Origin of the sequence: Aeromonas veronii bv. veronii, from assembly GCF_000820225.1 — a bacterium.
Classification (GTDB): Bacteria; Pseudomonadota; Gammaproteobacteria; order Enterobacterales; family Aeromonadaceae; genus Aeromonas; species Aeromonas veronii.
In genome coordinates this window covers 19786-43973 of the sequence record NZ_CDDK01000048.1, presented here as the reverse complement: position 1 = coordinate 43973, position 24188 = coordinate 19786, and the positions used below count along the sequence as shown (strand labels likewise).

General features: G+C 59.7%; 21 protein-coding genes. 20 read left to right on the top strand and 1 reads right to left on the bottom strand.

The genetic code is table 11. From position 1 onward, the window contains the following. The first annotated feature begins 71 nt into the window (after nucleotides 1–71). The 19 genes from iscR (at nucleotide 72) to BN1139_RS19880 (ending at nucleotide 18246) form a co-directional block, all read left to right on the top strand. Entirely contained in the window at nucleotides 72–575 is a 504-nt protein-coding gene (iscR, locus tag BN1139_RS19970) for a Fe-S cluster assembly transcriptional regulator IscR (protein ID WP_026035025.1), read from the top strand. Between the two features lie 53 nt (nucleotides 576–628). Further along, entirely contained in the window at nucleotides 629–1843 is a 1215-nt protein-coding gene (locus BN1139_RS19965) for an IscS subfamily cysteine desulfurase (protein ID WP_013723838.1), read from the top strand. Nucleotides 1844–1884: 41 nt separating this feature from the next. Then, on the top strand, nucleotides 1885–2268 hold the full coding sequence (iscU, locus tag BN1139_RS19960) for a Fe-S cluster assembly scaffold IscU (RefSeq protein WP_005333813.1): 384 nt from the start codon (nucleotides 1885–1887) through the stop codon (nucleotides 2266–2268). 15 nt (nucleotides 2269–2283) lie between these two features. Then, a complete protein-coding gene (gene iscA, locus BN1139_RS19955; RefSeq protein ID WP_005333812.1) occupies nucleotides 2284–2607 on the top strand; it encodes an iron-sulfur cluster assembly protein IscA in 324 nt (107 codons plus the stop codon). A 118-nt stretch (nucleotides 2608–2725) separates the two neighbouring features. Further along, nucleotides 2726–3244 (top strand): co-chaperone HscB, encoded by a 519-nt coding sequence (gene hscB / locus BN1139_RS19950; RefSeq protein ID WP_005351031.1) that lies wholly within the window; start codon nucleotides 2726–2728, stop codon nucleotides 3242–3244. Nucleotides 3245–3272: 28 nt separating this feature from the next. Next, nucleotides 3273–5120 (top strand): Fe-S protein assembly chaperone HscA, encoded by a 1848-nt coding sequence (gene hscA, locus BN1139_RS19945; protein WP_005351033.1) that lies wholly within the window; start codon nucleotides 3273–3275, stop codon nucleotides 5118–5120. A 1-nt stretch (nucleotide 5121) separates the two neighbouring features. Further along, complete coding sequence (gene fdx / locus BN1139_RS19940) at nucleotides 5122–5460, top strand: ISC system 2Fe-2S type ferredoxin (RefSeq protein ID WP_005333808.1); 339 nt, start codon at nucleotides 5122–5124, stop codon at nucleotides 5458–5460. Nucleotides 5461–5633: 173 nt separating this feature from the next. Further along, on the top strand, nucleotides 5634–6938 hold the full coding sequence (pepB, locus tag BN1139_RS19935; RefSeq protein ID WP_005351034.1) for an aminopeptidase PepB: 1305 nt from the start codon (nucleotides 5634–5636) through the stop codon (nucleotides 6936–6938). Beyond that, entirely contained in the window at nucleotides 6935–8218 is a 1284-nt protein-coding gene (pepB, locus tag BN1139_RS19930) for an aminopeptidase PepB (protein WP_005351035.1), read from the top strand. Before pepB (BN1139_RS19935) ends, pepB (BN1139_RS19930) begins: the two co-directional genes overlap by 4 nt. A 267-nt stretch (nucleotides 8219–8485) precedes the next feature. Beyond that, nucleotides 8486–8914 carry a nucleoside-diphosphate kinase gene (ndk, locus tag BN1139_RS19925; protein WP_005333805.1) on the top strand — a complete coding sequence of 143 codons (429 nt, stop codon included), beginning with the start codon at nucleotides 8486–8488 and terminating at the stop codon, nucleotides 8912–8914. Nucleotides 8915–9081: 167 nt separating this feature from the next. After that, complete coding sequence (gene rlmN, locus BN1139_RS19920) at nucleotides 9082–10185, top strand: dual-specificity RNA methyltransferase RlmN (RefSeq protein ID WP_005344856.1); 1104 nt, start codon at nucleotides 9082–9084, stop codon at nucleotides 10183–10185. A gap of 11 nt (nucleotides 10186–10196) precedes the next feature. After that, on the top strand, nucleotides 10197–10988 hold the full coding sequence (gene tapF / locus BN1139_RS19915; protein ID WP_085942042.1) for a PilW family type IVa pilus biogenesis/stability lipoprotein TapF: 792 nt from the start codon (nucleotides 10197–10199) through the stop codon (nucleotides 10986–10988). Further along, nucleotides 10978–11946, top strand: a complete 969-nt coding sequence (rodZ, locus tag BN1139_RS19910) for a cytoskeleton protein RodZ (RefSeq protein ID WP_005351048.1) — start codon at nucleotides 10978–10980, stop codon at nucleotides 11944–11946. Before tapF ends, rodZ begins: the two co-directional genes overlap by 11 nt. A 10-nt stretch (nucleotides 11947–11956) precedes the next feature. Next, nucleotides 11957–13072 carry a flavodoxin-dependent (E)-4-hydroxy-3-methylbut-2-enyl-diphosphate synthase gene (ispG, locus tag BN1139_RS19905; protein WP_005351050.1) on the top strand — a complete coding sequence of 372 codons (1116 nt, stop codon included), beginning with the start codon at nucleotides 11957–11959 and terminating at the stop codon, nucleotides 13070–13072. A 138-nt stretch (nucleotides 13073–13210) separates the two neighbouring features. Then, entirely contained in the window at nucleotides 13211–14488 is a 1278-nt protein-coding gene (hisS, locus tag BN1139_RS19900; RefSeq protein WP_005351051.1) for a histidine--tRNA ligase, read from the top strand. Nucleotides 14489–14491: 3 nt separating this feature from the next. Next, a complete protein-coding gene (locus BN1139_RS19895; protein WP_005351053.1) occupies nucleotides 14492–15142 on the top strand; it encodes a YfgM family protein in 651 nt (216 codons plus the stop codon). Next, nucleotides 15135–16319, top strand: coding sequence for an outer membrane protein assembly factor BamB (gene bamB, locus BN1139_RS19890; protein ID WP_005333796.1), 1185 nt, complete (start codon nucleotides 15135–15137; stop codon nucleotides 16317–16319). Before BN1139_RS19895 ends, bamB begins: the two co-directional genes overlap by 8 nt. A gap of 74 nt (nucleotides 16320–16393) precedes the next feature. Next, on the top strand, nucleotides 16394–17890 hold the full coding sequence (der, locus tag BN1139_RS19885; RefSeq protein WP_005333794.1) for a ribosome biogenesis GTPase Der: 1497 nt from the start codon (nucleotides 16394–16396) through the stop codon (nucleotides 17888–17890). Nucleotides 17891–18021: 131 nt separating this feature from the next. Next, complete coding sequence (locus BN1139_RS19880; RefSeq protein ID WP_005333789.1) at nucleotides 18022–18246, top strand: zinc ribbon domain-containing protein; 225 nt, start codon at nucleotides 18022–18024, stop codon at nucleotides 18244–18246. A 372-nt stretch (nucleotides 18247–18618) separates the two neighbouring features. Here the strand turns inward: BN1139_RS19880 and mltF are convergent, their stop codons facing one another. Beyond that, entirely contained in the window at nucleotides 18619–20103 is a 1485-nt protein-coding gene (gene mltF, locus BN1139_RS19875; protein WP_005344877.1) for a membrane-bound lytic murein transglycosylase MltF, read from the bottom strand. A gap of 149 nt (nucleotides 20104–20252) precedes the next feature. Between mltF and purL the strand changes: the two genes are divergently transcribed. Then, a complete protein-coding gene (gene purL / locus BN1139_RS19870; protein ID WP_005351065.1) occupies nucleotides 20253–24176 on the top strand; it encodes a phosphoribosylformylglycinamidine synthase in 3924 nt (1307 codons plus the stop codon). Nucleotides 24177–24188: the final 12 nt, after the last annotated feature.

Here is a 24188-nt window from a genome sequence, read left to right as displayed (position 1 = left end):
TATACTTGACTGATTTGGTCGGGTATGTGACCATGTGCCCCATTAAATTGCTTCGCAAGACGGTAAGGCACATGAGACTGACTTCAAAAGGACGTTACGCTGTAACCGCCATGCTCGACGTGGCGCTGCATGCAGAGCAGGGGCCCGTCCCCCTTGCCGATATTTCCGAGCGCCAGGGCATCTCGTTGTCCTATCTCGAGCAGCTCTTTGCCCGCCTGCGCAAACATGGTCTGGTGAGCAGCGTGCGTGGCCCGGGCGGTGGTTATCGCCTCGGGTTGGCCCCAGGCGAGATTTCTGTTGGTCAGGTGATCACCGCGGTCGATGAGTCGGTCGATGCAACCAAGTGCCTCGGCAAGGGCGGTTGCCACGGCGGTACCCAGTGCCTGACTCACTCCCTGTGGCGCGACCTGAGTGAGCGGATCTCCAGCTTCCTCGGGGATATTACCTTGGCCGAGCTGGTACGCCAGGCCGATGTGCGCCGCATTGCCGGCAAGCAAGATGAACAAATGAAGACCGTGTTGTCCCTGGTTGATCGGGCAGAACACGGCGATGTGAGCTTGAAAGTCCAACTATAAACGTGCTTTCCACAGCGGGACTCTGTATGACCCGGACTGTGACGGAGAAAAACATGAAACTGCCTATTTACCTTGATTATTCGGCAACCTGTCCGGTGGACCCGCGTGTCGCAGAAAAAATGATGCAGTGTCTCACCATGGATGGCCTGTTCGGCAATCCGGCTTCCCGTTCTCACCGCTTTGGCTGGCAAGCCGAAGAGGCGGTGGATCTGGCCCGTAATCAAGTGGCAGATCTGATCGGTGCCGATCCCCGCGAGATCGTCTTCACTTCCGGTGCGACCGAATCCAATAACCTAGCCATCAAGGGTGTTGCCCACTTCTATGCCAGCAAGGGCAAGCACATCATCACCTCCAAGACCGAACACAAGGCGGTGCTCGATACCTGTCGCCAGCTGGAGCGTGAAGGGTTCGAAGTGACCTATCTTGAGCCGATGCCAAACGGCCTGTTCACTATCGAGATGATCGAGAATGCCATGCGTGATGACACCATCCTGGTCAGCATCATGCATGTGAACAACGAAATCGGCGTGGTTCAGAACATTGCCGCCATCGGCGAGTTGTGCCGTTCCCGCAAGATCCTGCTGCACGTGGATGCCGTTCAGAGTGTGGGCAAGATCCCGGTAGATGTGGAAGCACTGAAAGTGGACCTGCTCTCCGTCTCAGCGCACAAGGTGTACGGTCCGAAAGGGATCGGTGCACTGTTTGTTCGCCGCAAACCCCGCGTTCGTCTGGAAGCCCAGATGCACGGTGGCGGCCACGAGCGCGGCATGCGTTCCGGTACTCTGCCGACCCACCAGATCGTCGGGATGGGCGAAGCTTTCCGCATCGCCAAAGAAGAGATGGTGAGTGAAGGCGAGCGTATCTTGGCTCTGCGCCAGCGTCTGTGGAATGGCATCAAGGATATTGAAGCCGTCTACATCAATGGCGATCTGGAGCAACGTGTTCCGGGCAACCTCAACGTCAGCTTTGCCTATGTGGAAGGGGAATCCCTCATCATGGCGCTGAAAGATTTGGCGGTCTCTTCCGGTTCGGCCTGTACCTCCGCCAGCCTGGAACCCTCCTATGTGCTGCGCGCACTGGGTCTGAACGACGAGCTGGCACACAGCTCCATCCGTTTCAGCATGGGTCGCTTCACCACCGAGGAAGAGATTGACTACGCGGTCAAGCTTATTCGTGACTCCATCGGTCGTCTGCGCGAGATGTCCCCCCTGTGGGAGATGTACAAAGACGGCGTCGATCTGAACACGGTCGAATGGGCTCATCACTGATCTATCTGGTCAGTGAGCAACAGAATTAGCAGGAGTGAGATATGGCTTACAGTGAAAAAGTAATCGACCACTACGAGAATCCTCGCAACGTCGGTGGTTTCGACAAGAATGATCCCAGCGTTGCAACCGGCATGGTCGGTGCGCCCGCTTGTGGCGACGTGATGAAGCTGCAACTGAAGATCAGCGACGAAGGCATCATCGAAGATGCCAAGTTCAAGACCTACGGTTGCGGTTCCGCCATCGCATCCAGCTCCCTGGTGACCGAATGGGTCAAGGGCAAGACCCTGGATGAAGCGGCTGGCATCAAGAACACCGATATCGCCGAAGAGCTGGCTCTGCCACCAGTGAAGATCCACTGCTCCATTCTGGCTGAGGACGCCATCAAGGCCGCCATCGCCGATTACAAGCAGAAGAAAGGTCTCTAAGCGCCGGAGAGCAGTATGGCTATTACCATGACAGATGCCGCCGCGGCACGGGTTTCCTCTTTTCTGGCTAACCGGGGCAAGGGCATTGGCCTGCGCCTCGGCGTCAAAACCACCGGCTGCTCCGGTCTGGCCTACGTGCTTGAGTTCGTTGATGAACTGACCGATGAGGATCAGGTATTCGAGCAGCAGGGCGTCAAGATTATTGTCGATGCCAAAAGCCTGATCCATCTGGATGGCACCGAGCTGGATTTCGTAAAGGAGGGCCTCAACGAGGGCTTCCAGTTCAACAATCCCAACGCCAAAGGCGAGTGTGGTTGCGGCGAAAGCTTCAGTGTCTGAGATGTTTGACGTCAATGATCCTTCGTCTGTGGTTGAGCGGGTTGCCCATGACCCGTTCAACCACATCTCATTTGCCAGGGGCGAGTGAGGTAGTGGCGAACGTTTCCAAGAGGTTTGCATGAATCATTTCGAGCTGTTTGGGCTGGTTGAAGGCTTTGAGCTCGATACCCGTCAGTTGGCTGATACCTACCGCCAGCTGCAAACCCAATTCCATCCTGATCGTTTTGCCACCGCCCCCGAACGGGAGCAGCTGGCTGCGGTGCAACGTGCCGCCCAGATCAACGAAGCATTCACCACCCTCAAGGCGCCGCTGCGTCGTGCAGAATATCTGCTCTCCCTGCGTGGCACCGATATCCGTGGTGAACAGCAGACTCTGCAAGATACCGCGTTTCTGATGCAGCAGCTGGAGTGGCGCGAGCGTCTGGCCGATCTGAAAGATGACGCCGACCCTGAGCGCGCCATCAAGGATTTTCGCAGCGAGATCAGGCATGATCACCAGATGTTGATGCAGCAGCTGACCGAGTCTCTTGCCGCCGGCAGAGATCTCGTTGCCGCTGATTGCGTTCGCAAACTCAAGTTTGTCGACAAGCTCCTCGAAGAGCTGGAACGATTCGAAGACTCGCTTCTCGAGTCTTGATCCTTTAACGCTGGAAGTTTCATTACCCATGGCATTACTGCAAATCGCCGAACCCGGCCAGAGCGCTGTTCCTCATCAGCACAAACGTGCCGTCGGCATCGATCTCGGCACCACCAACTCTCTCGTCGCTGCGGTTCGCAGCGGTCACGCCGATACCCTTTGCGATGAGCAAGGGCGCGACCTGCTCCCGTCAGTGGTGCACTATCAAAGCGACGCCATTCGAGTCGGAATTGATGCCAAGCGCGAAGCGGCACTCGATCCTCACAACACCATCGTCTCGGTCAAACGGATGATGGGCAAGGCGCTGGCCGATATCGATACCCGCCAGCAGCCTTACCAGTTTGTTGCCGCCGACAATGGCATGCCGCAACTACAAACCCGTCAGGGGCTGGTCAATCCGGTGCAGGTATCGGCCGAAATACTCAAAAAGCTGGCCGAGCGTGGCGCCCAGACTCTCGGGGGCGATCTCGATGGCGTGGTCATTACCGTGCCGGCCTATTTCGATGATGCCCAGCGTCAGGGCACCAAGGATGCCGCCCGTCTGGCTGGTCTGCACGTGCTGCGCCTGCTCAACGAGCCGACTGCGGCCGCGATTGCCTATGGCCTTGACTCCGGTCAGGAAGGGGTGATTGCGGTTTACGATCTGGGGGGCGGCACCTTCGATATCTCCATCCTGCGTCTGCACCGCGGTGTGTTTGAAGTGATGGCGACCGGCGGCGATTCCGCCCTCGGCGGTGATGATTTTGATCACCTGCTGGCGGATTGGATCAAGGAGCAAGCGGGCCTCTCCGGCGAGCTGGATGCCCATCTGCAGCGCGAGCTGCTGGATGTGGCCGCTGCCGTCAAACACGGCCTGACCGATGCCGAGCAGGTGGCGTGCACCTTTGCTGGCTGGCAGGGTTCAGTGAGCCGTAGCCAGTTTGATGAACTCATCACCCCGCTGGTGAAACGGACCTTGCTGGCTTGTCGCCGCGCCCTGCGCGATGCGGGCCTTGAGCAGGTGGAAGTGCTGGAAGTGGTGATGGTCGGTGGCTCCACCCGGGTGCCGCTGGTGCGTGAACTGGTGGGCGAGTTCTTCCAGCGTACGCCGCTGACCAGCATCGATCCGGACAAGGTGGTCGCCATTGGCGCCGCCATCCAGGCCGATATTCTGGTGGGCAACAAGCCCGATGCCGAGATGCTGCTGCTGGACGTTATCCCCTTGTCGCTGGGTCTGGAGACTATGGGTGGCCTCGCCGAGAAGGTGATCCCGCGCAACACTACCATTCCGGTTGCCCGCGCCCAGGAGTTCACCACCTTCAAGGATGGTCAGACCGCCATGGCGATCCATGTGGTACAGGGCGAGCGCGAGCTGGTGGCCGATTGCCGCTCTCTGGCCCGCTTTACCCTGACCGGTATTCCGCCGATGGCTGCCGGCGCCGCCCATATTCGCGTCACCTTCCAGGTGGATGCGGATGGCCTGCTCTCGGTCAGCGCCATGGAGAAATCTTCCGGCGTGCAGGCCGAGATCCAGGTCAAGCCCTCTTACGGGCTGGCGGAGCAGGATATCCTCAACATGCTGAGTGCCTCCATCGAGAACGCCCAGCAGGATATGGATGCCCGCATGCTGGCCGAGCAGCAGGTTGAAGCCGACCGGGTGGTCGAGAGTCTCAATGCGGCGCTGGCCGCCGATGGCGATGCCCTGCTCAATGCTGCCGAGCGTGCCGAGATTGATGCCGCCATCGCCCATCTGCTGACTATGCGCAACAGCGGCGCAACCCATCAAATCAAAGAAGCCATTGAGGCAGCCGATGCTGTCAGTGGCGAGTTTGCAGCCCGCCGGATGGACGCCTCCATCCGCAAGGTGCTGACCGGACAAAACGTCAACAAGGTGTAATATGCCAAAACTGATCATTCTTCCTCATCCCGTACTCTGTCCGGATGGCGCCGCCCTCGAGGGGCAAAGCGGCGAGACCATTCTGGATGTGGCGCTGCGCAACGGTATCGAAATCGAGCACGCCTGCGAGAAATCCTGTGCCTGCACTACCTGCCACTGCGTGGTGCGCGAGGGCTTTGACTCGCTCGAGCCAAGTGACGAGCTGGAAGACGACATGCTGGACAAGGCGTGGGGGCTGGAGCCGGAATCTCGTCTCAGTTGCCAGGCAAAACTGGCGGACGAGGATCTGGTGGTGGAACTGCCCAAGTACACCCTGAACCTTGCCTCTGAACGCCATTAATTACACATGAGTGAATTGCACGTGCAGCATCCTGTGGTGCTTCAGTGATATGGTGGAAGGCCGTGACCCTCGTGGGCACGGCCTTTTTTGTATTCGTTATTCTCTCTTTGCCAATAAGCTCTTTCCCATAAAGAGTGCTTATACATAGTGCCAGTAAAAAGGAAGCAAACACGATGGCTGACATGATGAAGGTAGCGTTATCCACCCAGGCAGCGGCCGCCTATTGGGGCGAGGGCGCCCAGCTCAGTTTCAATGGCGACGAGGCACTGATCCATCTTGGTGCCGCCGGTCAGGAGAAGGATGTTCTGCGCACCGTTCAGCGCGCCGCCCGTCGCCTCGAATCGAGCGGGATCAAGCGGGTGACGCTGGTCGGTGAGGGGTGGGATCTGGAGCGTCGCTACGCGTTCGCCCAGGGGTTCTACGCCGCCAAGGGATCGCGTGAACTGGATTTTGGCCAGCAGAGCGACGCGGAAGCCCGTGAACTGGATGCGCTGCTCAAGGCTGCTCGCTGGGTACGTGACATCACCAATGGCTGTCCGGAAGAGATCTACCCCATGAGTCTGGCGGAATCGGCCCTGTTGCTCATTCGTGGTCTGGCCGGGGATCAGGTTACTGCCCGCATCACCGCCGGTGAAGCACTGCGCGAGTCCGGCCATATCGGGATCTGGTCGGTTGGCCGTGGCAGCGAGCGCGAGCCTGTGCTGCTGGAGCTCGACTACAACCCGACCGGTGATCGCAATGCGCCCGTGGTGGCGGCGCTGGTGGGCAAGGGGATCACTTTTGATTCTGGCGGCTACTCCATGAAGTCCTCTGACAACATGCTGCCGATGAAGTCCGATATGGGCGGCGCGGCCATGGTGACCGGTGCGCTGGCGCTGGCTATCAGCCGCGGTCTGAACCAGCGGGTGAAGCTCATTCTCTGCTGCGCCGAGAACCTGGTCTCCGGCCACGCCTTCAAGCTGGGCGACATCCTCACTTACAAGAATGGGGTTTCGGTCGAGATCCAGAACACCGATGCGGAAGGTCGTCTGGTGCTGGCCGATGGCCTGATGGCGGCCTCCGACAGCGGTGCGGCTTATATCCTTGACGCAGCCACCCTGACCGGCGCCGCCAAGATGGCGCTGGGGCGCGACTATAATGCGGTGTTTGCCCTCGATGAGACCGAACAGCAGCGTGCGTTGGCCGCAGCCAAGGTGGAAAACGAGCAGGCGTGGGCACTGCCGCTGGAGCCCTGGCATGCCAGCCAGCTCACCTCGGCCTTTGCCGATCTGGGCAACGTCGCCTCGGCAGAGGGCACGGCCGGTGCCACCACAGCTGCTGCGTTTCTCTCCCGCTTCGTGCGCGATGAGGGCAAGGGCTGGGTGCACCTGGATCTGGCAGCCTCTTATCAGAAATCGGGCAACGATCTCTGGGCGACCGGCGCCAAGGGGCACGGTCTGCGTACCATCGCCCGCTGGCTGCAGGAGGTGACCGCATGAATGTCTGGTTAAGTCGTGAATTTGCACCGGCCGAGTGGGGGGAGGGGGCGCTGCTCTCTCACCGCGCCGACGGCATGGTGATCCATCTGGTAACGGCCAATCCGCTGCTCGATATCCAGCAAGCGGCCCGTCGCCTCTGCCAGCAGGGGATCCAGAAAGTGACCCTGGCTGGTCATTGGGAGCGTGAACAGCAGTGGGCCTTTGCCCAAGGGCTGCAAACCCCCAAGGCGGAGGTGCAACTGCAGTGGGCCATGTCCTCGGAAGAGGACAGAGAGGAGCTGGAAGCGCGTTGGCTCTGCGGCCGCTGGGTGCGCGAGATGACCAATGCCACCCCGGAGCAGTTGGGCCCGCTGGAGCTGGCGGTGGAAGCGGCCTCCTTTATTACCGAGCTGGCGCCGGACAAGGTGAGTCATCGCATTTTGAAAGACGAAGCGCTGCAACAGGCGGGCTGGGTCGGCCTCTATCAGGTGGGCCGCGGCAGTGCGCGCGAACCGGTATTGCTGGAGCTCGACTTCAACCCGGGGCGTGACCCCAAGGCGCCGGTGGCGGCAGCGCTGGTGGGCAAGGGGATCACCTTTGACTCCGGCGGCTACTCCATGAAGAGCTCCGAGGGGATGCTCACCATGAAGTGCGACATGGGGGGCGCGGCGATTGTCACCGGTGCGCTGGCGCTGGCCATGCTGCGCGGGCTCGACAAGCGGGTGAAGCTGATCCTCTGCTGCGCCGAGAACCTGGTTTCCGGCCACGCCTACAAGCTGGGCGACATCCTCACCTACAAGAATGGTACCACGGTCGAGATTGTGAATACCGATGCCGAGGGGCGGCTGGTACTGGCCGATGGCTTGCAACTGGCGAGCGAGTCCGGCGCACCGCTGATCATCGATGCCGCGACCCTGACTGGCGCAGCCGTGATGGCGCTGGGTGGGCGCTACAATGCCCTGTTTGGCCTCGACAAAGGGTTGGTAAGCCGGGCCATGACCTATGCCGATGCCGAGCATGAGCCTGCCTGGCCGCTGCCGCTGGAGCCCTGGCACCGCCAGCAGTGCCCCTCCCATTACGCCGACACGGCCAACAGCCGTCCGGTGAAGGGGGGCGGGCCGGGTGGCGCCTCCAACGCGGCGGGTTTCCTCTCCCGTTTCGTTGCCAACGAAGGGATGGGCTGGCTGCATATCGATCTGGCCGCCTGCTTCAGTGACAACGGCGATGCTCTCTGGGCGCCGGGAGCCAATACCCTGGGGATGCGCACCATAGCGCGGGCCTTGCTGGCGGAAGCCAAATAGGCGAGACAAGGCACCTTCGGGTGCCTTTTTCATGCTGTTCGAATTGCGAACAAAAGATGGGGTTTTGGCGGCTTAAGGTAACTATCGTGCGCAAGCGCACATATTTTCCGGCTCTGCTCGGTCAAGATGAGTGTGGATGTTGATTGCAAGGGAGTGATGTTTAATAAAAAGTTGCTTGTTTGTGTGTTTTTCCGGTTTTTGTTTACGTATAATCGCCAGCGAACATGGATTCTAACAATAAAACTCTGTAGTTAAGGAAAGATATCAATGGCCATCGAACGTACCTTCTCTATCGTCAAACCGGATGCTGTCAGCAAGAACCTGATCGGTGCCATCTATAGCCGTTTCGAAAGCGCAGGCTTGAAAGTGGTGGCATCCAAAATGCTGCATATGAGCAGTGAACAGGCTGCCGGTTTCTATGCCGAGCATCAGGGCAAGCCTTTTTATGACAATCTGGTCAGCTTCATGACCTCTGGCCCTGTCATGGTGCAGGTGCTGGAAGGGGAAGACGCCATCCGTCGCAATCGCGAGATCATGGGGGCTACCAACCCGAAAGAGGCGCTGGCTGGTACCTTGCGTGCCTGTTATGCCGAGAGCATCGATCGCAACGCAGTGCATGGCTCCGATGCTCCTGCATCCGCTGCCCGCGAAATTGCCTACTTCTTCTCTGACAACGAGATCTGCCCGCGCGGCTGATTTTTGTGGATGATGACCCAAGGGAGCCTCGGCTCCCTTTGTTGTTTTCGCCGTTTACGCAATATCCCTCTATTCTCCAGGTGGAAAGCCAGACCCATTATTTGTACAATGCCGCCCCCTGACGTCGTCAGCCAATAATTGATGAAGTGTTTGAACTGAGGCCATTGATGAGCGAAACAAAAATCAACCTGCTGGATCTTGATCGGGATGCCATGCGTGCCTTTTTCGTCGAACTGGGCGAGAAGCCATTCCGGGCAGATCAGGTCATGAAGTGGATCTATCACTTTGGGTGTGATGATTTCGATCAGATGACCAACGTCAACAAGGTGCTCAAAGAGCGCCTCAAGGCGATCGCCGAGATCAAGGCGCCCGAGATCAGCCGCGAGCAGCGCTCTGCCGATGGCACCATCAAGTGGGCCTTGCAGGTGGGCGATCAGGAGGTCGAGACCGTCTACATCCCGGAAGATGACCGCGCGACCCTCTGCGTTTCCTCTCAAGTTGGCTGTGCGCTGGAGTGCAAGTTTTGCTCTACCGCCCAACAAGGCTTCAACCGCAATCTGAAAGTCTCCGAGATCATCGGTCAGGTGTGGCGTGCGGCCCGCGTGGTCGGTGGCAAGCGTCCCATCACCAACGTGGTGATGATGGGGATGGGCGAGCCGCTGCTCAACCTCGCCAACGTGGTGCCCGCCATGCGTCTGATGATGGATGACTACGGCTTTGGCATCTCCAAGCGCCGGGTGACCATCTCCACCTCTGGCGTGGTACCTGCGCTGGACAAGCTGGGTGACCAGATCGACGTGGCGCTGGCTATCTCCCTGCACGCGCCAAACGACAAGTTGCGTTCAGAGATCATGCCGATCAACGACAAGTACAACATCGAGGAGTTCCTCGCCGGTGTCCGTCGTTACCTGGCCAAATCCAATGCCAACGGTGGTCGGGTGACCGTCGAGTATGTGCTGCTCGATCATATCAATGACGATATGCAGCATGCTCACGAGCTGGCCAAGGTGCTCAAGGACACTCCGAGCAAGATCAACCTGATCCCGTTCAACCCCTTCCCGGGCAACCCTTACGGCAAGCCGAGCAACAGCCGTATCGATCGCTTCTCCAAGGTGCTGATGGAGTACGGTTTCACCGTGATTGTCCGCAAGACCCGTGGTGATGACATCGATGCCGCCTGTGGTCAGCTGGTGGGTGACGTGATTGACCGTACCAAGCGAACTATCAAAAATCGGATGCAACAGGATGGGATTTCCGTCAAAATGGTTTAAATGCTAAGCCATTGTATAGACAGGGAATGGATACACGTACATTGATCGTAGTGGCAGCGCTCTGCGCGCTGCCAGGCTGTGTGACCGAGACCACTTACGCTGGCCAGAACTCGACCCAGCGTGAAGTGGGTCCTGACCTCAAGGCGGCTGCCCAAACCCGCCTCGACTTGGGTATCCAGTACCTGCGTCAGGGCAATGCCGAGCAGGCCAAGTTCAATCTTGACCGCGCCCTCCAGTATGACCCCTCCAACCCCCAGATCCAGATCGGTTTTGCCTACTTTTACCAGAAGGTAGGGGATTTCAAGGCGGCCGAGACCCATTACAAGAACGCCCTTGCCATGGATCCGTCCAATGCTGACGCAATGAACAACTATGGTGCCTTCCTCTGTGATCGCGGCAGGTATGCCGAGGCAGATCAGGCGTTCAACCAGGCTGTTATTCAGCCAGGCTACGTAAAAATTGCCGATACCTATGAAAATGCGGCACTTTGTGCGCTGCAAAATCGCAGAAATGATAAAGCAGGCGAGTACTATCGCCTGGCCTTGGGGTATAATCCCCGCAATCCAGGGTTATTGCTGGACTTGGCCGAGCTTTCCATGAAAGATGGCAAGCTGCCTGATGTGCAGTCCTACCTCGCCCGTTTTGCCGATGTGTCAGACGAGAACGATGAGAGTCTCTGGTTGAGACTTCGGCTGGCACAGGCGATGGACAAGCCGGCATTACTTCACCAATTCGGGACTGAGCTGGTAAGGCAATATCCCACTTCGCAACAAGCCAAGCGTTATTTAGCCAATGACTATTGAACAGCAACACGATTTCCAAGACGACTCCCAGGCAGTAGGCCCAGGCCAATTGCTGCGCAACGCCCGTGAACAGCTTGGCTGGACACGAGAACAGGTTGCGTCCCGCATTCACCTTCGTCTGACCCTGATCGCCGCTATCGAATCGGATACCTACGACAAGCACACCTCCCATACCTTTATTCGGGGCTATCTGCGTACCTATGCCAAGCTGGTCGGGATCCCCGACGAGACCATTCTGGCCGCTTACGACAAGCTGGGTCTGACTCCTCCCGACAATATCGACATGCAGAGCTTCTCCCGTCGCTCCCGCCAGCAAGCCAACGACAGTCGGCTCAAGGTGGTGACTTGGCTGGTGATCCTGGTGTTGATTACGCTCTCGGTCGCCTGGTGGTGGCAGAGTACTTCCCGTCGCTCCGCCGGTGATGAAGCGCTGGCAGCCACCGAGATGAGTGCAACCGGTTCGACTCCGGCTGAACCTGCCATCACGCCGCCCGATGCGATCAACACCGCTCCGGTGGAAGGCGCTGCCATCGCACCGGCCGCCACGGACGTGGCTGCCCCTGCGGTGGTCTCCGATGCGACGGTTACCCTGGCGCCTGCTTCTGCGGCTGTTGCCCCGAGCGATGTCAGCGCGGCTGTCGGCACTGCGACCGATGCAGCGGTATCCGGCGCCAATGGCACCGAATCTGAAGAGGCTGTCGTTGATCCGGCGACTGCGCCGCAACTGAAGATGAGCTTCACCGCCGATTGCTGGCTGGATGTGAAGGATGCCAACGGCAAGACCCTGTTCAGTGGTCTGAAGAAGGCCAACGACGAGCTGGTGCTGGAAGGCGCCGAGCCCCTGAAGTTCATCATTGGCGCGCCCATGGCCGTCAAGCTTGATTACAAGGGGCAGTCGTTTGATATGAGCCGTTACAACAACGGTCGTACAGCCCGCTTCTCACTGCCGCAGGAGTAATCTGTTTCCCATGTCTTCTCACGAATCTCCCATCATTCGTCGTAAATCCAGACAGATCATGGTTGGTAATGTACCGGTTGGGGGCGATGCCCCCATTACCGTGCAGACCATGACCAACACCAAGACCACAGATGTCGCCGCCACCATCGAGCAGATCCAGCGGATCGAGCGGGTCGGTGCCGATATCGTCCGTGTCTCCGTGCCCACCATGGAAGCGGCGGAAGCCTTCCGGCTGATCAAACTGCAGACCCGCATCCCCATCGTTGCCGATATCCACTTCGACTATCGCATCGCCCTGAAAGTGGCCGAGTATGGCGCTGACTGCCTGCGCATCAATCCGGGCAACATCGGCAACGAGCAGCGGGTGCGCTCGGTGGTCGATTGCGCGCGCGACCTCAATATCCCGATCCGTATCGGGGTCAATGGCGGGTCGCTGGAGAAAGATATCCAGGAGAAGTACGGCGAGCCGACCCCAGAGGCGCTGGTAGAGTCCGCCATGCGTCACGTGGACTATCTCGATCGTCTCGATTTCCAGGACTTCAAGGTGAGCGTCAAGGCCTCCGATGTGTTCCTGGCTGTAGGTGCCTATCGCCTGCTGGCCAAGCAGATCGAGCAGCCGCTGCACCTTGGCATCACCGAAGCGGGCGGTTTCCGTGCCGGCGCGGTGAAGTCTGCCATTGGTCTGGGCATGCTGCTTACCGACGGCATCGGCGATACCCTGCGTATCTCGCTGGCGGCGGATCCGGTGGAGGAGGTGAAGGTCGGTTTCGATATCCTCAAATCTCTGCGCATTCGCTCCCGTGGCATCAACTTTATCGCTTGCCCATCCTGCTCACGGCAGGAGTTCGATGTGATCGCCACCGTCAATGCTCTGGAAGAGCGGCTCGAAGACATCATCACCCCGATGGATGTTTCCATCATCGGCTGTGTGGTGAATGGCCCGGGCGAAGCACTGGTCTCCGATCTTGGTCTGGCGGGTGCAGCCAACAAGAGTGCCTTCTATGAAGGGGGCCAGCGGGTCGATCGGCTCGACAACAAGGATCTCATTCCAACTCTGGAGCGCCGCATTCGCGCCCGCGCCGCCATGCTGGATCCCGCCAACCGGATCCCGATGGACAAGGAGTGAGCGAAACAGGGCCACATTGGGTGGCCCTTTTTCCAGGTGACTGATTTTAAATCCCGCATCCGGATTCCCTGATTTTACCTTGGGGGGGAAAATCCCTATAATGCGGCCAAATTTTACCTCTTTTTCTCGAGTATCAACGTGGCAAAACAGATCCAAGCTATTCGCGGTATGAATGATTGCCTGCCGGAGCAGAGCCCGGTATGGCAGAAGGTTGAACAGATCCTGCGCCAGGTCGTTGCCAGCTATGGCTACAGCGAAGTGCGCATGCCGATTGTCGAGCAGACTCATCTATTCAAGCGCGCCATCGGTGAAGTGACCGACGTGGTCGAAAAAGAGATGTACACCTTTGAAGATCGCAACGGCGACAGCCTGAGCCTGCGTCCGGAAGGGACCGCCAGCTGCGTCCGTGCCGGTATCGAACACGGTCTGCTCTACAACCAGGAACGCCGGATGTGGTACATGGGCCCCATGTTCCGTCACGAGCGTCCCCAGAAGGGCCGTTATCGCCAGTTCCACCAGTTCGGTGTCGAGCTGTTTGGCATCAACGGGCCGGACATTGACGCCGAGCTGATCATGCTGACCCACCGTCTGTGGCGTCTGTTTGGCATCAGCGAGCATGTCACCCTGCAGCTCAACACCTTGGGTCAGAGCGCCGAGCGTGCCGCTTACCGCGATGCGCTGGTGGCCTATCTGGAGCAGTACAAGGAGCAGCTGGACGAAGAGAGCCAGCGCCGCATGTACAGTAACCCGCTGCGGGTGCTCGACTCCAAGGATGAAAAGGTGCAGGCCATTTTGGCGGGTGCCCCGCGTCTGTTCGACCATCTGGGGGAAGAGAGCCTGGCCCACTTCGAGGGGCTCAAGCGCCTGCTCGAGTCTGCCGGTATCAAATACGAAGTGAACGAGCGTCTGGTGCGTGGTCTTGACTACTACAACCTGACCGTGTTCGAGTGGGTCACCAGCAGTCTGGGTGCCCAGGGCACCGTCTGTGCCGGTGGTCGCTACGATGGTCTGGTGGAGCAGTTGGGCGGTCAACCGACCCCGGCCGTGGGCTTTGCCATGGGCATGGAGCGTCTGGTGCTGATGCTGGAGACTCTCGAGCTCAACGCCGATATCCGCCCGGCAGTAGATGTTTATCTGGCGATGGTGGGCGAGGGGACCGAACAGGCTGGCTTCCAGCTGGCCGAGCGTCTGCGCGATGCCCTGCCTGACCTGCGCCTGATGAGCCACTGCGGTGGTGGCAACTTCAAGAAACAACTCAAACGTGCCGACAAGAGCGGCGCGGCAATCGCCCTGATCCTTGGTGAGACCGAGGTGCAAAACGGGGAGATCACTATCAAATATCTGCGTGGTCAGGCCGAGCAACAGACCGTCAAGGTTGACGCCGCCATTGCCCTGCTGGCAGCCAAAGGAGAGTAAGCTGTGGAAGTCTATACCACCGAAGAACAACAGGTTGAGGTTATCAAGGAGTGGTGGAAAGAGAACGGAACCTCGGTGATTGCCGGGACCGTGATCGGTCTGGTCGGTCTGTTCGGCTGGCGCTATTACAACCAGCACCAGCAAGAGACCATGGAGGCCTCCTCCCACTCTTACAACCAGGTGATTGAGCAGCTGGCCAAGGGCGATGCCGCCGGTTTCGAGCAGGCACAGCAGTTTGTCACCGCCAACAAGGGTGACTCCTACGGTGAACTGGCCGCGTTGCAACTGGCTGCCGCTGCCGTCAAGGCGGGCAAGCTGGATCTGGCTGCCGAGCAGCTGAATCTGGTGGCGACCACGGGTGACGAGAGCATTCGTCCCATCGCGGCGCTGCGTCTGGCCCGTGTGCTGAATGATCAGGGCAAGGCAGATGAAGCGCTGGCCAAGCTGGCGACCATCCAGAATGAGGCCTTCAAGGCGCAGGTAGCCGAAGCCCGTGGTGATGTGCTGCAAAAGCAGGGCAAGACCGAAGAGGCTCGTGATGCCTATCAGGCGGCGGCGGATGCCGGCGGCCTGCAGGGTAGCGCCGAGCTCAAGCTGAAAATGGACGATCTGGCCCTGCCGGCCGTTGCGACTGGTGAGGCACCGGATGCGTAATCTATTCAAGATGGTGGCGCTGGGGGCTGCGGTCTCCTTCGCTCTGCAGGGTTGCTCCCTGTTCAGTTCCGAAGAGGATCTCAACCCGATGGCGCCGCTGCCCAAGGTTGAATCAGCCTTCACTGCCGACACCGCATGGTCATCTACTGTGGGTGATGGCATCGGTGACTTCTACTCCCAGCTCAAGCCGGTGGTGGAAGAGGATCGTATCTATGCGGCGGCCCGTGACGGCGATGTCAGCGCTTTTGACCGTGCCAGTGGCGATCGCCTCTGGACTGTCGATCTGGCCGACTTGCCGGTCAACGCCGACAAGCGCAGCGCTCGTCTCTCCGGCGGCCTGGTTTCCCGTTATGGCAAGCTGTTCCTCGGCTCCGAGAACGGGGTGGTCTACGCCCTGAACGAAGAGAATGGCGAAGTGCTGTGGCAGACCAATGTGCCCGGTGAAGTGGTGGCAAGCCCCGCGGTGGAAGATGGCCGCGTGGTGGTGTTGACCACCTCCGGTCGCCTGATCGCCCTCGACACTGATGAAGGCAAGATGCAGTGGTCGCTCTCCGAAGAGCAGCCGCCGCTGACCCTGCGCAGTGCCGGTGCACCGGTGATCACCAACGGCGCCGTGATTTACGGTCGTGCCGATGGCAAGGTGGGCATCGCCCTGCTGAGCAACGGCCAGCCGGTGCGCCAGTCCAAGGTGGCTGATCCGCGCGGTGCCACCGAGCTGGACCGCATGGTTGACGTCGATGCCAGCCCGCTGATTGCCGGTGATGAGCTCTACGCCATCGCCTACAACGGTCAGCTGATGGCGCGCAAGCTGATGACCGGCGATGAAGTGTGGAAGCGCAAGTATTCCGGCTATCGCGATCTGGCGATGACCGGTAATGCCATCGTGCTGACCGACAGCCGCAGCCATCTGTTTGCCATCGACCGTCGCAACGGTCTGGAGCTGTGGTCCAACACCCAGCTGGAAAATCGTACTGTCACTGCACCAGTCATCTTCGGTGACTATGTGGTGGTGGGTGATGTGGAAGGATACCTGTATTGGCTTGATCGTACCGACGGTACCATCAAGGCGATGCAGCAGCTCGATAGCAGTGGTCTCTATGCCGCCCCGCTGGTGGATGGCGAGACCCTGTATGTGCAGAGCCGTGACGGCAAGTTGTACGCCCTCAAGCGTCCTTGATCGTCCGATAATGTGAATATCCGGCTCCTGGTCTTCGGACCCGGAGCCTTTGTCGTCTTGAGAATGAGGCTTTTATGACTCCTGTAGTAGCCCTGGTGGGCCGCCCCAACGTGGGGAAATCCACCCTGTTTAACCGCTTGACCCGTACTCGGGATGCCCTGGTTGCCGATTTTCCCGGTCTGACCCGGGACCGTAAATACGGTCAGGCGAAGTTGGGCGAGCTGGAATTTATCGTGGTCGATACCGGCGGTATCGATGGCACCGAAGAGGGGATCGAGCTGAAGATGGCCGAGCAATCCCTGCTGGCCATCGAAGAAGCGGACGTCGTGCTGTTCATGGTGGATGCCCGTGCCGGTCTGACCGCGGCGGATCAAGCCATTGCCGAGCACCTGCGCAAGGCCCACAAGAAGGTATTTCTGGTGGCCAACAAGACCGACGGTATCGACGGTGATTCCGCGGTCTCCGAGTTCTACGGTCTGGCGCTGGGCGAGGTCTACCAGATCGCGGCCGCCCACGGTCGTGGCGTGCTGAGCCTGCTGGAACTGGCCCTGGCTCCCCATCTGGAGACCCTGGTCGACTCCGCTACCGATGAAGATGCGCAGGATGAGGAAGAGGAGGACTTCGACGAAGAAGCCCTGCTGCGCATGGTGGCTGCCGGTGAACTCGATACCAAAGAGGACACCAAGGAGACCCCGTTCGCCGACCTGCCTATCAAGTTCGCCATCGTTGGTCGTCCCAACGTCGGTAAATCTACCCTGACCAACCGTATGCTGGGTGAAGATCGGGTCATCGTCTATGACATGCCCGGCACCACCCGTGACTCCGTTTACATTCCGATGGAGCGTGACGAGCAGAAGTATGTGGTCATCGATACCGCCGGTGTGCGTCGTCGTGGCAAGGTGCACGAGACGGTGGAGAAGTTCTCCGTTATCAAGACCCTGAAAGCTATCGAAGATGCCAACGTTTGCCTGCTGGTGATCGACGCCCAGGAGACCATCACCGATCAGGACTTGAGCATCCTTGGCTATGTGCTCCACGCCGGTCGCTCCGTGGTGCTGGTGGTGAACAAGTGGGATGGTCTGGATCAGAAGGTGAAAGAGGATGTGAAGAACGAGCTGGATCGTCGCTTGGGCTTCATCGACTTCGCCCGCGTTCACTTCATCTCCGCCCTGCACGGCAGCGGTGTCGGCCATCTGTTTGAATCCATTCAGGAGGCTTACCAGTCCGCCACCCGTCGTACCAGCACGGCCATGCTGACCCGCATCATGCAGATGGCGCAGGAAGATCACCAGCCGCCGATGGTCAATGGTCGCCGCGTCAAGCTCAAGTATGCCCACGCCGGTGGCTACAACCCGCCGCGCATCGTGATCCACGGCAACCAGTTGAACGACTTGCCGGACTCCTACAAGCGGTATTTGATCAACTACTTCCGCAAGTCCCTCAAGATCATGGGCTCGCCGATCCGGGTCGAGTTCCAGGAGTCGGTCAACCCGTTTGAAGGGAAGAAGAACACCATGACCCTGAGTCAGGAACGTCAGCGCAAACGCCTGCTGAAAATGAAGAAGAAATAAGAAATAAGCCCTTGCGGCTGCCCTCACCGGCAGCCGCTTTGTTATCCTCGCCATGTTAAGGTGAGGAATAAGGGGAGGGGGATCTGCCATGGAACAAGACCATGGCAGATCCACTTTTCGAGGAGTTGATTATGGAAGCCCTGCTTTGCCCGTCATGCCAGGCTGAACTGGATACCCGCAGCAAGGAGCAAACCTGTGGCCAGTGCCAGGCCCCTGTTCGGGTTACTGCCATCTGCCCCACCTGCCAGCAGGAGCTGGAGCGTCTCAAGGCGTGCGGCGCAGTGGATTACTTCTGCAACCACTGCAACTCGCTGATCTCCAAGCGGTCGGTACAGTTCAAGGCGGCGCTGGTGTAAGACAGTATTCAGGTGAGAAAGAAGATAAAAAACCCGGCGAATGCCGGGTTTATGCTGTGTGCTCTGCAATAAGCAGGGTATAGGATCGATTTCTGCGCCACAGATTGCGCTTGATGTCATTAAGCTTGAGTTTGCGTCTGGGGCTCCAGCTGCACTTCGCTTTTCTGACCAGACTGATTTTTCTACGTTTTTGCATCTTGGTCTCCTCCCAACTCAGTTGGCCATCCCGGCCTTGGGTCATTGATGGAGCCCATCCGAAATTGCTGTTATTTAATCTCTCAACATAATGAAAACAATGCGATTTCGGATAGGCTCCGATGTGAATCGATGGTAACAGAGAAGTTTGCGTGAAAACAGCCGAATAATGGCTGGTTAGCGCATGGTGATCTGATTGACCACTTCGGCGATGGCGGTGGGGCGCTCGGCCAGCTCGGGCTCGCTGTCGTTGTCGAGACTCTCCCGCTGATGTGCCTTCTGTTGCTCGTTGTCGAGCCAGAGCAGACTCTGGTAATACTGGCGCACGTTGTTGACATAGTTACGCGCCTCGCTGCCACGGGCATAGCCGTAACGTACCTTGCGGTGCCAGCGCGCCTGTTGCAGCAGCGGCAGCACCTCTTTCACGTCGCTCCAGGCGTCGGGGTTCTTGCCAAGCTCTTTGGTCAGACGGCGGGCATCCATCATGTGGCCGTAACCGATGTTGTAGGCGGTGAGGGCAAACCACACCTTCTCGTCATCGGGCACAGAATCCGGCACCTTCTCCATCATCTGTTGCAGATAGAGGGAGCCACCCTTGATGCTCTCTTCCGGATGAAGCCGGTCGTTGACTCCCATCGCCTTGGCAGTGGGCTCGGTCAGCATCATCATGCCGCGCACGCCGGTGTAGGAGCGGGCCTGCGGGTCCCAGTGGGACTCCTGATAGCTAATGGCGGCGAGCAGACGCCAGTCGATATTCTTAGCGTGAGTCTGGAACAGCGGCTGGTACTTGGGCAGCAGGCTCTTGGCGCGCTTGAGGAAGGTGCGTGTATCGACAAAGTCGAAGTTCTGCACGTGGCCGAAGTACTTCTCGTCGAGCTTGGCGATGGCACCATCCATAAAGCGCTGACCGAAGAAGTCGATCACGCTGGCATAGAGGCTGTCATCGGGCAGCTTGCTCATGGCCCAGGCAACGGTCTGCTTCTGGGCCAGGGTCAGCCCCTCGGTGAGCTCCGGGTAGTAGCGCTGGGTACGGGCCAGCACGGTATCCTGCACCACCGTGTAGTCAATCTTGCCATCCACCACCTGTTTGAGCAGCTCCTCCACATCGGCGTTGTCGCTGGTGCTCCAGGCTAGTTTCGGATTCTCTTTGCTCATCTCTTTGAGCAGATCTTCCCCGGTGGAGCCGGCGGCCACCACCAGCTTGCCCTTGATATCGTTCAATGAGGCCGGCTTGGGTTTGCCGTTGCGGTAGACCAGTTTGGGAGAGACCTGATAGAAGCCCGGGCCGAAGCGAAACAACTCACGCCGTTCGGGGGTGACCATGATGGCGGCAGCCGCCAGATCGAGTTTGCCCTTTTTCAGCAGGGTGACCAGTTGGTCAGTAGTGTCGACCGGGATGATGGTGAGTTTCACCCCCAACCAGTCGGCATAATTTTGCGCCAGCTCGTAATCGAACCCCTGGGCGAGGTCGTCACGCTGGTAATAGGAGGTGGGACCATAGATGGTGCCAACCCGGATCTCGCCTCGCTGGCGGATCTGCTCCAGCTGGCTGGAGGGGCTATAGAAGTCGCAGCCAACCAGTGTCAGCGTCAACAACAGCCCGATAAACAGTCGAAAAATGCAGCGCAAGTAGGTGAGTACCTTTGTTGAAAAAATCGGCATTTGTCAAAAAAGAGGCACCTTTATACCAGAGAGTGTGCGCAGAGTCACACTGCACGAAGTGAGAAAAACGTTTGTCCGCTGTGAGCCAGATCCCTATAATACGCGCGTCTCAATTCCCCCCCACTTTAAAACTTGGTGAGAAAGGTCATATGGATATCTTGCGTGGTGCCCCAGCACTGTCTGATTTTCGTGTCCAAAAACTGCTGCAACGCTTCGCACAGATGAGAAACGAGAGTGGAGTAGAGAGCGGAGTAGAGATAGAGGATGTCTATGCCGAGTATGTGCACTTTGCCGAGCTGACAAGCCCCCTCTCTCCCCCCGAGCGAGCGACCTTGGGCCAGCTCTTGCGCTACGGCCCGACCATCCCCGAACACACCCCCAGCGGTCAGCTGTTTCTTGTTACCCCCCGCCCCGGCACTATCTCCCCCTGGTCTTCCAAAGCAACCGACATCGCCCACAACTGCGGCCTGAAACAGGTCAAGCGGCTGGAGCGTGGTATTGCCTATTACCTGACCATCAAGGGGCAGGGTGAGCTGAGTGCCGCCCAGCGCAGCGCCATTGCCGCCGTGCTCCATGATCGGATGATGGAAGTGGTGTTTGCCGAGATGAGCGAAGCTGCCGCCCTGTTTGCTCACCACGAGCCGCGCCCCTTCACCCAGGTGGATGTGCTGGGCGGTGGTCGCGCAGCCCTGGCCGAGGCCAACGTGGCGCTGGGTCTGGCGCTGGCCGACGACGAAATCGACTATCTGGTGGAGAACTTCACCAAGTTGGGTCGCAACCCCAACGACATCGAGCTCTACATGTTCGCCCAGGCGAACTCCGAACACTGCCGTCACAAGATCTTCAATGCCGACTGGACCATCGATGGCGAACAGCAGCCCAAGTCGCTGTTCAAGATGATCAAGAACACCTTCGAGCAGACGCCGGATCATGTCCTCTCTGCCTATAAAGACAACGCCGCCGTGATGGAAGGGAGCCAGGGTGGCCGCTTCTTCCCGAGCCCGGCCAACGGCGAATACCAGTATCACCAGGAACAGGTCGACATCCTGATGAAGGTGGAGACCCACAACCACCCGACCGCCATCTCCCCGTTCCCGGGCGCAGCCACCGGCTCCGGCGGCGAGATCCGCGACGAGGGGGCAACCGGTCGCGGTGCCAAGCCCAAGGCGGGTCTGGTCGGTTTCTCCGTCTCCAACCTGCGCATTCCCGGCTTCGAGCAGCCCTGGGAGCAGGATTTCGGCAAGCCGAGCCGTATCGTCAGTGCCTTCGACATCATGCAGGAGGGGCCGCTCGGCGGCGCCGCGTTTAACAACGAGTTCGGCCGTCCGGCCATTCTCGGCTATTTCCGTACCTTCGAAGAGGAGGTGCCGAGCCACAACGGCGTCGAGGTGCGTGGCTACCACAAACCCATCATGCTGGCAGGCGGCATCGGCAACATCCGCACCGAACATGTCCAGAAAGGGGATATCCCGGTCGGTGCGGCGCTGATCGTGCTGGGCGGCCCTGCCATGAACATCGGTCTGGGTGGCGGTGCTGCATCCTCCATGGCCTCTGGCCAGTCAGCCGAAGATCTCGACTTTGCCTCGGTGCAGCGTGACAACCCCGAGATGGAGCGCCGTTGCCAGGAGGTGATCGATCGCTGCTGGCAGCTGGGTGACGACAACCCTATCGTCTTTATCCACGATGTGGGGGCGGGCGGTCTCTCCAACGCCATGCCGGAGCTGGCCAACGACGGTGAGCGCGGCGGTCGTTTCGATTTGCGCGCCATCCAGAGCGACGAGCCGGGCATGAGTCCGCTGGAGATCTGGTGCAACGAATCCCAGGAGCGTTACGTGCTGGCGGTAGCGCAGGACAAGTTGCCGCTGTTCAAGGCGCTGTGCGAGCGTGAGCGCGCCCCCTATGCCGTCATCGGTACCGCGACCGAAGAGAAGCATCTGACCCTCTCTGACAGCCACTTTGACAATCAGCCCATCGATCTGCCGCTGGATGTGCTGCTCGGCAAGGCGCCCAAGATGCACCGCGACGTGGTGACTCTGCCAGCACAGGGCAAAGCGCTCCAGCTCGATGGCATCACTTTGAGTGACGCGGCCGAGCGGGTTCTGCGTCTGCCGACCGTGGCGGAGAAGTCCTTCCTTATCACCATCGGCGATCGCAGCGTGACTGGCTTGGTCAATCGCGATCAGATGGTTGGCCCCTGGCAGATCCCGGTGGCCGATTGCGCCGTCACCGCGGCCACCTACGACAGCTATCACGGCGAAGCCATGTCCATGGGCGAGCGTACCCCGGTGGCGCTGCTCTCCCACGCCGCCTCCGCTCGCATGGCGGTGGCGGAAGCGCTCACCAACCTGGCGCCGGCCCACATCGGGTCGCTGAAGCGGGTCAAGCTCTCCGCCAACTGGATGGCCGCTGCCGGTCATCCGGGTGAAGATGCCGGTCTCTATGAGGCGGTCAAAGCGGTAGGTGAGGAGCTCTGCCCGGCCTTGGGCATCACCATTCCGGTGGGCAAGGACTCCATGTCCATGAAGACCCGCTGGCAGCAGGATGGCAAGGAGCACAGCGTCACCTCGCCGCTCTCCCTGCTCATCTCGGCGTTTGCCCGGGTCGAGGATGTGCGCAACACGGTTACTCCGCAACTGCGTACCGATCTCGGTGAAACCGACCTTATCCTCGTCGACCTTGGCAATGGCAAGCAGCGCCTCGGCGCCTCGGCGCTGGCGCAGGTCTATCGCCAGCTGGGTGACAAGGCGCCGGATCTCGACAATCCGGTTCAGCTCAAGGGCTTCTTCAACGCCATTCAGGCACTGGTAGCCGATCGCAAACTGATCGCCTATCACGACCGCTCTGACGGTGGCCTGTTCGTCACCCTGACCGAAATGGCGTTTGCCGGCCACTGCGGCCTCGACATCCAGCTCGATCGCATCGGCGGCGAGCTGCTGCCGGCGCTGTTCAACGAAGAGCTGGGCGCCGTCATTCAGGTGCGTCGTGAAGATAAAGAGGCGGTGATGACCCTGCTGGCCGGTCACGGTCTGGCAGCCTGCTCCCATGTGCTCGGTACCGTGCGCGAAGGGGATCTCATCACCTTGCAGCGGGGCGGTCAGGAGGTCTATCGCGCCAGCCGCACTGCCCTTCGCACCATCTGGGGCGAGACCAGCTGGCAGATGCAGCGCCTGCGCGACAACCCGGCGTGCGCCGACAGTGAGCACGCCGCCCGTCAGGACGCCACCGATCCGGGTCTGCATGCCAAGCTGACTTACAACCCGTCCGAGGATGTGGCAGCCCCTTACATTGCCCGCGGGGTCTCCCCCCGTCTGGCGGTGCTGCGCGAGCAGGGGGTCAACTCCCATGTGGAGATGGCGGCGGCGTTCGATCGTGCCGGTTTCGCGGCGGTCGATGTCCATATGAGCGACATTCTCTCCGGTCGCATCAAGCTGGAGGAGTTCCAGACCCTGGTGGCCTGTGGCGGCTTCTCCTACGGTGACGTGCTGGGGGCGGGGGAAGGCTGGGCCAAGTCCATCCTGTTCAACGACAACGCCCGCGAGCAGTTCCAGCGCTTCTTCGAGCGTGGCGATACCCTCTCTCTGGGTGTCTGCAACGGTTGCCAGATGATGTCCAACCTGCGTGACCTCATCCCGGGTGCCGATCTCTGGCCGCGCTTTGTGCGCAACCGCTCCGAGCGCTTCGAGGCCCGCTTCAGTCTGGTTGAGGTGCAGGAGTCCCCGTCGGCCTTCTTCGCCGGCATGGCAGGCTCGGTGATGCCGATTGCCGTTTCCCACGGGGAAGGGCGTGTCGAGGTGCGCGATGCCGCTCACCTGAGCGCACTGCAAACCAGCGGGCTGGTGGGGCTGCGCTTTGTCGACAACCGCGGCAGCGTGACCGAGCAGTACCCGGCCAACCCGAACGGCTCGCCGGACGGCATCACCGCAGTGACTACCACCGACGGTCGCGCCACCATCATGATGCCGCACCCGGAGCGGGTGTTCCGCACCGTGGCCAACTCCTGGCACCCTGACAACTGGGGCGAGGACGGCGCCTGGATGCGGATGTTCCGCAACGCCCGGGTTCGTCTGGGTTAATAGAGAGAGCGC

What these genes read in the sequence shown, in the direction of transcription:
- mltF (WP_005344877.1), bottom strand. Translation starts at nt 20,103, where the DNA reads ATGCCGATTTTTTCAACAAAGGTACTCACCTACTTGCGCTGCATTTTT.
- rodZ (WP_005351048.1), top strand. Translation starts at nt 10,978, where the DNA reads ATGACTATTGAACAGCAACACGATTTCCAAGACGACTCCCAGGCAGTA.
- iscA (WP_005333812.1), top strand. Translation starts at nt 2,284, where the DNA reads ATGGCTATTACCATGACAGATGCCGCCGCGGCACGGGTTTCCTCTTTT.
- hscA (WP_005351033.1), top strand. Translation starts at nt 3,273, where the DNA reads ATGGCATTACTGCAAATCGCCGAACCCGGCCAGAGCGCTGTTCCTCAT.
- ispG (WP_005351050.1), top strand. Translation starts at nt 11,957, where the DNA reads ATGTCTTCTCACGAATCTCCCATCATTCGTCGTAAATCCAGACAGATC.
- purL (WP_005351065.1), top strand. Translation starts at nt 20,253, where the DNA reads ATGGATATCTTGCGTGGTGCCCCAGCACTGTCTGATTTTCGTGTCCAA.
- ndk (WP_005333805.1), top strand. Translation starts at nt 8,486, where the DNA reads ATGGCCATCGAACGTACCTTCTCTATCGTCAAACCGGATGCTGTCAGC.
- pepB (WP_005351035.1), top strand. Translation starts at nt 6,935, where the DNA reads ATGAATGTCTGGTTAAGTCGTGAATTTGCACCGGCCGAGTGGGGGGAG.
- iscU (WP_005333813.1), top strand. Translation starts at nt 1,885, where the DNA reads ATGGCTTACAGTGAAAAAGTAATCGACCACTACGAGAATCCTCGCAAC.
- BN1139_RS19965 (WP_013723838.1), top strand. Translation starts at nt 629, where the DNA reads ATGAAACTGCCTATTTACCTTGATTATTCGGCAACCTGTCCGGTGGAC.
- der (WP_005333794.1), top strand. Translation starts at nt 16,394, where the DNA reads ATGACTCCTGTAGTAGCCCTGGTGGGCCGCCCCAACGTGGGGAAATCC.
- hscB (WP_005351031.1), top strand. Translation starts at nt 2,726, where the DNA reads ATGAATCATTTCGAGCTGTTTGGGCTGGTTGAAGGCTTTGAGCTCGAT.
- BN1139_RS19880 (WP_005333789.1), top strand. Translation starts at nt 18,022, where the DNA reads ATGGAAGCCCTGCTTTGCCCGTCATGCCAGGCTGAACTGGATACCCGC.
- fdx (WP_005333808.1), top strand. Translation starts at nt 5,122, where the DNA reads ATGCCAAAACTGATCATTCTTCCTCATCCCGTACTCTGTCCGGATGGC.
- pepB (WP_005351034.1), top strand. Translation starts at nt 5,634, where the DNA reads ATGGCTGACATGATGAAGGTAGCGTTATCCACCCAGGCAGCGGCCGCC.
- iscR (WP_026035025.1), top strand. Translation starts at nt 72, where the DNA reads ATGAGACTGACTTCAAAAGGACGTTACGCTGTAACCGCCATGCTCGAC.
- rlmN (WP_005344856.1), top strand. Translation starts at nt 9,082, where the DNA reads ATGAGCGAAACAAAAATCAACCTGCTGGATCTTGATCGGGATGCCATG.
- bamB (WP_005333796.1), top strand. Translation starts at nt 15,135, where the DNA reads ATGCGTAATCTATTCAAGATGGTGGCGCTGGGGGCTGCGGTCTCCTTC.